The sequence below is a fragment of the Nocardia sp. NPDC059229 genome (assembly GCF_042754165.1).
Classification (GTDB): domain Bacteria; phylum Actinomycetota; class Actinomycetes; order Mycobacteriales; family Mycobacteriaceae; genus Nocardia.
Genome location: NZ_JBHZAK010000053.1, coordinates 1 through 12,704 on the forward strand (window position 1 = coordinate 1; position 12,704 = coordinate 12,704).

Below are 12,704 nucleotides of genomic sequence, written 5' to 3' on the forward strand. Positions count from 1 at the left end.
CTGCTGGATCGCGTGCGGCACACCGACCTCGATGCCTTCGGCAATGCCGACGTGCCGTTCGAGCGGCTGGTGGAACTGCTCGCGCCCGAGCGCTCGCAGGCCCGCAACCCGCTGTTCCAGGTCATGCTGGCCTTCCAGAACCTGGATCGCACCAGCATCGAACTGCCGGGGCTGACGGTCGGCACGCTGGATCTCGACGAGAACATCTCCCGCTTCGACCTGCAGTTCACGCTGTCGGAGCAGGACGCCGGGATGGCGCTGGCGCTGACCTACGCCACCGATCTGTTCGACGAGGCCACCGCGGCCGGATTCGCGCAGCGCTGGGTGCGGGTGCTCGAGGCCGTCGCGGCCGACCCTGAGCTCGGCGTCGGCGCGATCGACATCCTGGACCAGGACGAACGCGCCGAGCTGGTGGCCCGTTTCGGCCTGCCCGCCGTCCCGGCGCGCACGCTGCCCGAGCTCATCGCCGACGCCGTCGCCATCGATCCGGCCGCGACCGCGGTCGTGTTCCAGGGCAGGAGTCTGTCCTACGGCGAGCTGGATGCCCGCTCGAACCGCTTGGCGCGCTTGCTCATCGAGCGCGGCATCGGCACCGAGGATCTGGTCGCCGTGGCCGTGCCGCGATCGGACGACTCCTACTTCGCCGAATGGGCGGTGTCCAAGACCGGTGCGGCCTTCGTGCCGGTGGACCCGAACTACCCGGCCGACCGCATCGCCCACATGGTCACCGACTCCGGTTCGCCGGTCGGCCTCACCGTGGCGTCGGTGCGCGCGGACATGCCGGACTCGGTCGAGTGGCTGGTGCTGGACGAGCTGGATCTGAATGGGTTCGCGGACACCGTGATCGCCGATACCGAACGGGCGCGCCCGCTGCGCCCGGAGCACCCGGCCTACGTCATCTACACCTCCGGTTCCACCGGTGTACCCAAGGGCGTCGTGGTCACCCACGCGGGTCTGGCCAACTTCAGCGTCGAGCAGGCCGAGCGGTACGCGCTCGACTCCTCGTCGCGCGCACTGCATTTCGCGTCGCCGTCGTTCGACGCGTCCATGCTGGAGTTCCTGCTCGCCATCGGCAAGGGCGGCACCCTCGTGGTCGTCCCGCCGGGCACCTACGGCGGGGAGGAGCTCGCCGAGCTGATCCGCCGCGAGCAGGCCACCCACGCCTTCATCACCCCGGCCGCGCTGTCCACCTTCGGACCGGCGGGCCTGGACTCGCTGCGCGTGCTGGTCGCCGGTGGTGAAGCCGTCCCGGCCGATCTGGTGGAGAAGTGGGCGGTGCCGATCGGAGAGGGGACAGAGTCGGACGGCACCATTCGTGCCTTCCACAACGGGTACGGCCCCACCGAGACCACCATCATGACCAACATCAGCGATGCGCTGGTGCCGGGCGATCTGGTCACCATCGGCGGCCCCATCCGGGGCATGCAGTCGCTGATCCTCGACAACCGCCTGCGCCCGGTTCCGGTGGGTGTCGCGGGTGAGCTGTACCTGTCGGGCATTCAGCTGGCGCGTGGCTACCACGCGCGGCCGGGCCTGACGGCCGACCGGTTCGTCGCCAACCCGTATGTGGCGGGCGAGCGCATGTACCGCACCGGTGACGTGGTGCGCTGGACCCCGGACGGCCTGGTCGAGTACGTCGGCCGTTCCGACTTCCAGGTCAAGGTGCGTGGTTTCCGCATCGAGCTGGGCGAGATCGACGCCGCGCTGGCCTCGCACGAGTCCGTCGACTTCGCGGTCACCGTGGGCCACAAGAACGCCGCGGGCGCGACGTCGCTGGTGTCGTACGTGGTTGCCACGCCGGGTCATTCGATCGATGTGGCGGCCGTGACGGCGCACGTCGAGGCGCGTCTCCCCGCGTACATGGTGCCGTCGGCGGTCATGGTCATCGACCGGGTGCCGCTGACGCCGGTCGGCAAGCTGGACCGCCGGGCGCTGCCCGAGCCGGTCTTCGCCACCGAGGTGGTCTTCCGCGCGCCGCGCAATGCCCTCGAACACACCATCGCCGAGGTCTTCGCCGAGGTGCTGGGCCTGGAGCGGGTCGGTATCGACGACTCGTTCTTCGCCCTGGGCGGTGACTCCATCGTCTCCATCCAGCTGGTGTCGCGGGCCAAGGCGCGCGGCGTGGTGTTCAGCCCGCGTGACGTGTTCGAGCAGCGCACGGTCTCCGGTCTGGCCGCCGTCGCGGAAACCGCGGACGGACAGGGCGATTCGACCCCGCAGCTGACCGAGCTGCCGGGCGGCGGCGTGGGCGTCATGCCGCTGACTCCCGTCGTGCGGTTCATGGCGGGCCGGGCGGGCGAGTTCGGCCGCTTCAACCAGACCATGGCCCTGGAGCTGCCGATCGGCATCGATCGTGCGGGCATCGCCGCCACCGTCGGTGCGGTCATCGACCGCCACGACATGCTGCGGGCGCGCCTGCGCCGGGTGCCGGACGCGGACTGGATCGTCGAAACCGCCGCTCCCGGAACCATCGACGCGGATGCGCTGATCGATCGCACCGAGTTCGACGCGAGCGTCACCGACGCGCAGTTGGTCGAGATCGCCACGGCCGCACTGGATGCCACCCTCGACAAGCTGGATCCGGCTGCGGGGCAGGTCATCCGGTTCGTGTGGCTGGAGCCCTCCGACGCCACGGCGAGCCGTGAATCGGGCACCGCTCGTGCCGGGCGTCTCGTCGTCGCCGCGCACCACCTCGTGGTCGACGGCGTCACCTGGCGAATCCTGGTGCCGGACTTCGTCGCCGCCTGGGGTCAGCTGTCCGCCGGACAGACCCCCGAACTGGTCGCGCCCGCCACCAGCATGCGCACCTGGGCGCACGCCCTCGAGCGTGAGGCCGCCACCGACGAGCGCGTCGCCGAACTCGAATTCTGGCGCACCGTTGTCGAGGGCCCGGACCCGCTGCTCACCGAGCGCCCCATGGATCCGGCCGTCGACGTCACCGCCACCATCGAGAAGCACCGCGTCGAGCTGTCGGCCGCTGCCACCAAGGCGCTGCTGACCACCGTGCCCGCGCTGTTCCACGGCGGTGTCAACGACGGTCTGCTGACCGCACTCGCCTTGGCGGTGTCCAAGTTCCGCGCCGCCAAGGGACTCGGGGAGAAGTCTGCCCTCGTCCGCCTCGAGGGCCACGGCCGTGAGGAAGAGGTCGTGCCCGGTGCCGACCTGTCCCGCACGGTCGGCTGGTTCACCGCCATCTTCCCGGTGCGCTTCGACCTGTCCGGCATCGACGTGGACGCCGCCCTCACCGGCGGGCCCGCCATGGGCCGGGCCATCAAGGCCGTCAAGGAGCAGCTGCTCGCGGTGCCGGACAAGGGCATCGGCTACGGCCTGCTGCGCTACATGAACTCCGACACCGCCTCGCAGCTGCCCAAGCAGCTGCCGGGCCAGGTCAGCTTCAACTACCTGGGCCGCGTCAACGAGGGCGATGTGCCGGAGGCGCTGCGCGGCTTCGGCTGGATCCCGGCTCCCGAGCTGGCGGATCTGGCCGGCGCCTACGACGGCGACATGCCCGCCATGGCCCCGATCGACATCAACGCCATCGTGGTCGGGGAGAAGCTGACCGCCAATATCGGCTACCCGAGCACGCTGATCGGTGAGCAGGAGATCGCCGAATTCGCGGCGCTGTGGACCTCGGCGCTGGAAGCCGTTGCCCGGCATGCCGATTCCGCCAAGGCGGGCGGGCACACCCCGTCCGACTTCGGCCTGGTGCGCGTCACCCAGCGCGATATCGACGGCTGGGAGAAGCAGTACGGTGCGCTGAACCAGGTGTGGCCGCTGTCCGCGCTGCAGGCCGGTCTGCTGTTCCACGCGCAGCTGGCCGCCACCTCGGTCGACGTGTACACCGCGCAGGCGGTGCTCACCCTCGAGGGCCGCGTCGACGCCGACCGGCTGCGGTCGGCCGCGCAGGCGCTCATCGAACGCCACGAAATCCTGCGCACCGCCTACGTGAACGACGCGTCGGGCGTTCCGGTGCAGGTGGTCATCGACGGCGTGCAGGTGGCGTGGACGAACCACGACCTGACCGACATCGCCGACGAGGACGCCCGCGCGGCACGCGCGGCGGAGATCATCGCCGCCGACCGGGTGCAGCGCTTCGACCTGACAGCGCCGCCGCTCATCCGCTACACGCTGGTGCGGACCGCCGCGAACAGCTACCAGCTGGCCGTGGCCAACCACCACATCCTGCTCGACGGCTGGTCCATGCCGCTGCTCATGCAGGACCTGCTGGTGCTGTACGCCACGCACTCCGACACCGCGGTGCTGCCGCCGGTGCGCTCCTACCGCTACTTCCTGGAATGGGTTGCGCAGCAGGACCGTCCGGCCTCGCTGGCGGCGTGGCAGCGGTCGCTGCACGGCGTCTCCGAGCCGACCCTGCTCACTCGCCCCGACGCGGGCCGCGAGATCACCGCCCTGTCCGGCGAGTACTTCTTCGACCTGGACGAGGCCGCGACCGCGCGCCTGACCGGGCTGGCCGCCGACCTCGGCGTCACCCCGAACACCGTGCTGCAGGTCGCCTGGGGCATCCTGCTCGGCCGCCTCACCGGCCGCGAGGACGTGCTCTTCGGCACCACGGTGTCCGGCCGCCCGGCGCAGCTGTCGGGTGTCGAGTCCATGGTGGGTCTGTTCATCAACACCGTGCCGGTGCGGGTCGCCTTCGACCCGGCCGAGTCGGCGAGCGCGCTGCTCACCCGCACCCAGGGTGAGCAGGCCGACCTGCTCGACCACCACTACGTGGGTCTGGCCGACATCCAGTCGGCGGCGGGCATCGGCGGACTGTTCGACACCCTGGTGGTGTTCGAGTCCTATCCCGTCGACGCCGAAGGCATCCGGTCCCAGGCCGCCGATATCGACGGCATGGCCGTCACCGGTCTGGACGCCGCGGACGCCACCCACTACCCGCTGACCCTCATCGCCCAGCTCGACACCCGCCTGCGCATCCGCGCCGGCTACCTGCGCGACCTGTTCGACGAGGACACCGTCCACCGCATCGCCGACCGCCTGGTGCGCGTGCTGACCGCCATCACCACGGAACCCGCTGCGGCCGTGGGCGATATCGAACTGCTGGACGCACCCGAACGCGAGCTGGTCGTCGAGCGCTGGAACGACACCGCCTTCGATGTCGAGGCCGTGCTCACCGAGCACAAGGCCGAGGCCGCGACCCTGGTCGCGATGTTCGAGGCGCAGGTGGAGCGGACGCCCGACGCGACCGCGCTCAGCTTCGAGGGGACGGGTCTGTCCTACGCCGAGTTCGCCGACCGGGTGCACCGCCTGGCGCGCTGGCTGGTCGAGCGTGGCGTCGGAGCGGAATCGTTCGTGGCCCTGGGTATGCGGCGTTCCATCGACCTGGTGGTCGGCATGTATGCCGTCACCGTGGCCGGCGCCGCCTACGTGCCGCTGGATCCGGATCACCCGGCCGAGCGCATCGAGTACATCCTCGAGACCGCCGACCCGGTGACCGTGCTGACCTCCGGCGAGGACCTGCCGATCGATACGGCGCAGGTCCGCATCGATATGCTGGAACTGGCCAGCTACTCGGCCGCTCCGCTCACCGATGCGGATCGCCGTGCGCCGTTGCGGGAGTCGAACAACGCGTACGTGATCTTCACGTCCGGTTCGACCGGTCGCCCGAAGGGTGTGGCGGTGCCGCACTCGGCGATCGTGAACCGCCTCGTCTGGATGCAGGCGGCCTACGGGCTGACCGCCGACGACGTCGTCCTGCAGAAGACCCCGGCCACCTTCGACGTGTCGGTGTGGGAGTTCTTCTGGCCCTTGCAGATCGGCGCGACGCTGGTCGTGGCCAAGCCCGAAGGTCACCGCGACCCGGCGTATCTCGCGGATCTCATTGCCCGCGAGGGTGTGACGGTCACCCACTTCGTGCCGTCCATGCTCGCGGTATTCGTGGCCGAGGAGGCCGCCGCGCGGTGCACCAGCCTGCGCAAGGTCTTCGCCTCCGGTGAGGCGCTGTCGCCCAAGCCCGCGCACAAGCTGCGTGAGCTCACGGGCGCGGAGCTGCACAACCTGTACGGCCCGACCGAGGCCGCGGTCGACGTCACCTTCCACCAGGTCGTGGACGCGGACGTCGATACGGTGCCGATCGGCCGCCCGGTGTTCAACACCGAGGTGTACGTGCTGGATTCGCGTTTGCGGCCGGTTCCGGTGGGTGTCGCGGGTGAGCTGTATCTGGCGGGCGATCAGCTCGCGACCGGGTATGTCGCGCGCCCGGACATCACTTCGGATCGTTTCGTGGCCAACCCGTTCGGTGACGGCGAGCGCATGTACCGCACCGGTGACCTGGTCACCTGGACCGCGGACGGCGAGCTGGAGTACATCGGCCGCACCGACTTCCAGGTCAAGCTGCGCGGTCTGCGCATCGAGCTCGGGGAGATCGAATCCGCGCTCACCGCACTGGATTCCATCGCGCAGTCGGTGGTCGTGGTGCGCAGCGATGTGCACACCGGCGATCAGCTGGTCGCCTATGTCATCCCGGCGGCGGGCCACACCGTGGACGTCGAGAAGGTGCGCCTGGAGATCGGCGAGAGCCTGCCCGCGTACATGGTGCCGTCGGTCCTGATGGCGCTCGACGAGTTCCCGCTCAATGCCTCCGGCAAGCTGGACCGCAAGGCACTGCCCGCGCCGGTGTTCGAGGCCGCGGTGTTCCGCGCGCCCGTCACCCCGGTCGAGCAGATCGTGGCCGGCGTGTTCGCCGAGATCCTCGGCCTGGAGCGGGTCGGCCTGGACGACGACTTCTTCGCCCTGGGCGGCAACTCGCTCATCGCCACCCAGGTGGCGGCGCGCCTGTCGGCCGCGCTGGACACCCACCTGGGTGTGCGCGAGATCTTCGAGGCGTCGACCGTGGCCGCCCTGGCGGCGCGCGCCGAAACCCATTCGGGCGCGGGCACGCGTCAGGCGCTGATCGCCCAGCAGCGCCCGGAGCGGCTGCCGCTGTCGCTGGCCCAGCAGCGCATGTGGTTCCTCAACCGGTTCGATCCCGAATCGGCCGTGGACAATATCCCGGCGGCCGTGCGCCTGTCGGGTCTGGTGGACCGTCAGGCCCTGCAGATCGCCGTGGCCGACGTGCTGGCGCGGCACGAGTCGCTGCGCACCCGCTACCCGGAGATCGACGGCCAGGCGTTCCAGGAGATCGTCCCCACCGGTCAGGTCATTCCGGACCTGACCCCGGTCGAGGTCTCCGAAGCCGAGCTGCCGCAGGCACTCTCGGAGCTGGTGCTGAGCGGCTTCGACGTCACCGTGGACGTGCCGTTCCGGGCCCGCCTGTTCGAGGTCAGCCCCACCGAGCACGTGCTCGCGCTGGTCGTGCACCACATCTCGGCCGACGGCTTCTCCATGGGCCCGCTCACCCGGGATGTCATGACCGCCTACGGCGCTCGCGTCGAGGGCGGCGAGCCCGGCTGGCAGCCGCTGGATGTCCAGTACGCGGACTACGCGCTGTGGCAGCGCGCGGTGCTCGGCGACGAGACCGACGCCGAATCCGTGATCTCCCAGCAGATCTCGTACTGGCGCGACTCGCTGCGCGGCCTGCCCGACCAGCTGGACCTGCCCGCCGACCGGCCCCGTCCGGCCGTCGCGTCGGGCCGCGGTGCGACGCACGTCTTCACCGTCGATGCCGACACCCACGCCAAGCTGACCGAACTGGCCCGCACCCGCGGCGCGACGCTGTTCATGGTCATGCACTCCGCCCTGGCGGCCCTGCTGTCGCGGCTGTCGGGTGAGGCGGACATCGCGATCGGCACCCCGGTCGCCGGTCGTGGTGAACGCGCCCTCGACGACCTCATCGGCATGTTCGTCAACACCCTGGTGCTGCGCACCGAGGTGGACGGCGGCGCCGGCTTCACCGAACTCCTGGACACGGTGCGCGCCACCGACATCCAGGCCTTCGGCCACGCCGACCTGCCCTTCGAGCGCCTGGTCGAGATCCTCAACCCGGCGCGCTCGCAGGCGCGGCACCCGCTGTTCCAGGTCATGCTGTCGTTCCAGAACACCGGCATCACCGAACTGGAACTGCCCGGCCTGACCGTGAGCGCCGTCGATCTCCCGATCGACACCGCCAAGTTCGACCTGCAGCTGGTCCTCACCGAGCAGCTCGGCACCAGCGATGTCGCGGGCAACGGCCACGGCGCGACCCCGTCCGGCATCACCGCCGAACTCATCTACGCCACCGACCTGTTCGACGCGGCCACCATGGAGCGTTTCGCCGACCGGTTCGACCGGCTGCTGAAGGCCATTGCCGCGCAGCCGGAACGGGCCATCGGCGATATCGACCTGCTGGTCTCCGGCGAGCGCACCCGGGTGCTGCGCGACTGGAACCGCACCACCGCCGACGTCTACTCGGTGCTGGCGGAACTGACCTCGGGCACCCTCTCGGGCGAGACCACCGCCGAGGGCGAGATCGTGCGCAGCGCCTCCGGCGATGCGGGCGAGACCCTGGTCGCGCTGTTCGAGGCCCAGGCCGAGCGGACCCCCGAGGCGACCGCGGTCAGTTTCGAGGGGACAGGTCTGTCCTACGGCGAGTTCGCCGCACGCGTGCATCAGCTGGCCCGCAAGCTCATCGAGGCCGGGGTCGGCCCGGAGAGCCTGGTGGGCTTGGGCATTCGCCGTTCGGTGGACCTGGTGGTCGCGATGTACGCGATCGTCGAGGCCGGTGGCGCGTACGTGCCGCTGGACCTGGACCAGCCCGCCGACCGTATCGACTACGTGCTCGAGACTGCTCGGCCGGTGTGTGTGCTCACCACCGAGCGGGACGGATTCACCCACGCGAGCGTCCCGACCGTCGCGGTCGACACCGTCGACCTGTCGGGTTACTCCGACGCCGTGCTCACCGACGCGGATCGCATTGCGCCGCTGCGTGCTTCGGACACCGCCTATGTGATCTTCACCTCGGGTTCGACCGGTCGCCCGAAGGGTGTGGCGGTGCCGCACTCGGCGATCGTGAACCGCCTGGTGTGGATGCAGGCCGAGTACGGCCTGACTGCCGCCGACGTGGTGCTGCAGAAGACTCCGGCCACCTTCGACGTGTCGGTGTGGGAGTTCTTCTGGCCCTTGCAGATCGGCGCGAAGCTGGTCGTGGCCAAGCCCGAAGGCCACCGGGATCCGGTGTACCTGGCCGAGACCATTGCCCGCGAAGGCGTCACGACCGCGCACTTCGTGCCGTCGATGCTGGCCGTGTTCGTCTCGGAACCGGCCGCCGCGGACTGCACGAGCCTGCGCCTGGTCTTCGCCTCCGGTGAGGCGCTGCCCGCGACCACCGCCCAGCAGCTGCGCCGGGTCACCGGCGCCGCCCTGCACAACCTGTACGGCCCGACCGAAGCGGCCGTCGACGTCACCTATCACCAGGTCACCGACGCCGACACCGAGACCGTGCCGATCGGCCGCCCGGTGTTCAACACCCAGGTGTACGTGCTGGATTCGCGTCTGCACCCGGTCGCGCCGGGCATGGCGGGCGAGCTCTACCTGGCCGGCGTGCAGCTGGCGCGCGGCTACGTGGCGCGCCCCGACCTGTCGTCGGATCGCTTCGTGGCCAACCCGTTCACGCCGGGCAAGCGCATGTACCGCACCGGTGACCTGGTCACCTGGACCGCGGACGGCGAGCTGGAGTACATCGGCCGCACCGACTTCCAGGTCAAGCTGCGCGGTCTGCGCATCGAGCTCGGCGAGATCGAGGCCGCGCTGACCGTCCACGAGTCGGTCGCCCAGGCCGTCGTGGTGCTGCGTTCGGATGCCCGCACCGGTGACCAGCTGGTCGCGTACGTGGTTCCGGCGCAATCGGCTTCGACCGAACCGGTCGCCCTCGGCGCGGACGCCCTCGACGGGGAGGCCGTGCGCGAGCACCTGGCCGCGCAGCTGCCGTCCTACATGGTCCCCGCCGCCTTCGTGGCCCTGGGCGCGTTCCCGCTCAGTGCCAACGGCAAGCTGGACCGCCGCGCGCTGCCCGAGCCGGAGTTCGCCGCCCGCGAATTCCGTGCCGCCGCAACGCGTGCCGAGGAGATCGTGGCCGGCGTCTTCGCCGAGGTGCTCGGACTCGAGAACCCGGTCGGCGCGGACGACGACTTCTTCGAGCTGGGCGGCAACTCGCTGATCGCCACCCAGGTCGTGGCGCGACTGGGCGCTGCGCTCGACACCCGCATCCCCGTCCGCACCCTGTTCGACGCCCCGAGCGTGGCCGCCCTGGCCGCGCGCGTGGAAACGCAAGCGGGCACCGGTGGCCGCCGCGCCCTGGTGGCCCAGGCCCGGCCGGACGAGATCCCGCTGTCGCTGGCCCAGCAGCGCATGTGGTTCCTCAACCGCTTCGACACCGCCTCGGCCGTCAACAACATCCCGCTCGCGGTGCGCCTGACCGGCGACCTCGACGTGGACGCCCTGCTGGCCGCCGTCGGCGACGTGCTGGAGCGGCACGAGGTGCTGCGCACCGTCTATCCGGAGAACACCGAAGGCCGTGGCGTGCAGGTCATCCTGCCCGCCGACCAGGTCCGCCTGGACTCGGCCGCCAATGCCGGCATCCACGGCGGCGGCACCGGCCTGGCGCCGGTCGAGGTGGCCGAGGCCGACCTGCGCGAGCGCATCGCCGAGCTGGTCCTCACCGGCTTCGACGTGACCGCCGCGGCTCCCGTGCGCGCCGGACTGTTCCGGGTCTCGGATGCCGGACAGCCCACGCACGTGCTGGTTTTCGTGGTGCACCACATCTCCGGCGACGGCTGGTCGGTGCGCCCGCTGGCTCGCGACGTCATGGTCGCCTACGCGGCCCGCGCCACCGGTGAAGCCCCGCACTGGGCGCCGCTGCCGGTGCAGTACGCCGACTTCGCGCTGTGGCAGCGCGAAACCCTCGGCGACGAGGACGACGCGGACTCGCTGATCGCCCAGCAGGTCTCCTACTGGAGCAGCGAACTGGCCGGGCTGCCCGACCAGATCGACCTGCCCTCGGATCGCCCGCGCCCGGCGGTGGCGTCCAATGCCGGTGGGGTGCACGAGTTCTCGATCGACGCCGACCTGCTGGCCGGGCTCAACGGCCTGGCCCGTGAGCACGGCGCCTCGCTGTTCATGGTCGTGCACGCGGCCTTCGCGGCCCTGCTGGCGCGTCTGTCCGGCGGCGACGACATCGCCATCGGCACCGCGGTCGCGGGCCGTGGCGAGCAGGTGCTCGACGACGCCATCGGTATGTTCGTCAACACCCTGGTGCTGCGCACGGCCGTCGACTCGGGGGAGAAGTTCGCCGAGCTGCTGGCCCGTACAAAGGACACCGACCTGGCCGCCTTCGGCCACGCCGATCTGCCCTTCGAGCGTCTGGTGGAGATCCTCAACCCGGCCCGCTCGCAGGCGCGGCACCCGCTGTTCCAGGTCATGCTGTCGTTCCAGAACACCGGCGCGGCGACCTTCGCCCTGCCCGGGCTGGAAGTGGCCGGTGTGCCGCTGGACGTGGTCACCGCGAAGTTCGACCTGCACCTCAACCTGACCGAGCAGACCAACGGCGACGGCATGACCGCCGAATTCGCCTACGCCACCGACATGTTCGACCCGGCCACCATCGCCGCCTTCGGCGAGCGCCTGGTGCGCCTGCTGTCGGCCGTGGTCGCCGAGCCGACCGCGCTGGTCGGCGATATCGAGCTGCTGGACGCGGCCGAGCGCCGCCAGGTGCTGCGCACCTGGAACGCCACCGAGTACGACGTCAAGCGGGTCGCGCTGGGCGGCAAGAAGATCGACGCCGAGGTCACCCTCGCGTCGATGTTCCAGACCCAGCTGAAGCAGACCCCCGACCTCACCGCGCTGGTGTTCGAGGGCACGAGTCTGTCCTACGGCGAGTTCGCGTCTCGCGTGCACAAGCTGGCCCGCCACCTCATCGCCGAGGGCGTCGGACCGGACACCTATGTGGCCTTGGGCATGCGCCGCTCCTTCGAGCTGCTGGTCGGCATGTACGCCGTCACGGTCGCCGGTGGCGCGTACGTGCCGCTGGATCCGGACCACCCGGCCGAGCGCAACCAGTACGTGCTCGACACCGCGCAGCCGGTGTGCGTGCTCAGCACCCGCGGGGACCGGTTCGAAACCACCACGCGCACCTTGCTGATCGACGAGCTGGACCTGTCGGGCTACTCCGACGCCCCGATCACCGACGCCGACCGCACCGCCCCGCTGCGTGGCGACAATGTCGCGTATGTGATCTTCACGTCGGGTTCGACCGGCCGCCCGAAGGGTGTGGCGGTGAGCCACACGGCCATCGTCAACCGCCTGGTGTGGATGCAGACCGAGTACGGCCTGTTCGACGACGATGTCGTGCTGCAGAAGACCCCGGCCACGTTTGACGTGTCGGTGTGGGAGTTCTTCTGGCCCTTGCAGATCGGTGCGTCGCTGGTCATCGCCAAGCCCGACGGTCATCGTGATCCGGCGTATCTGGCCGAGTTGATCATCGAGAGCGGTGTCACCACCGTGCACTTCGTGCCGTCGATGATGTCGGTGTTCGTGGCGGAGGAGAAGGCCGCCGAATGTGTTTCGCTGCAGCAGGTCTTCGCCTCGGGTGAGGCGCTGCCCGCGCCGACCGCGCAGAAGCTGCGCGAGCTCACCGGTGCGCGTCTGCACAACCTGTACGGCCCGACCGAAGCGGCCGTCGACGTCACCTACCACGAGGTGGACGACGCCGACGCGCTGTCGGTGCCGATCGGTGCCCCGGTGTTCAACACCCGTGTGTACGTGCTGGATTC

1 protein-coding gene is annotated in these 12,704 nt (G+C 70.4%); it reads left to right on the forward strand.

Annotation, left to right across the window (positions count from 1 at the left end; translation table 11 throughout):
• Positions 1-12,704 (forward strand): amino acid adenylation domain-containing protein (locus ACFXHE_RS43635; RefSeq protein ID WP_379391603.1); only part of this gene is annotated, 12,704 nt, incomplete at both ends.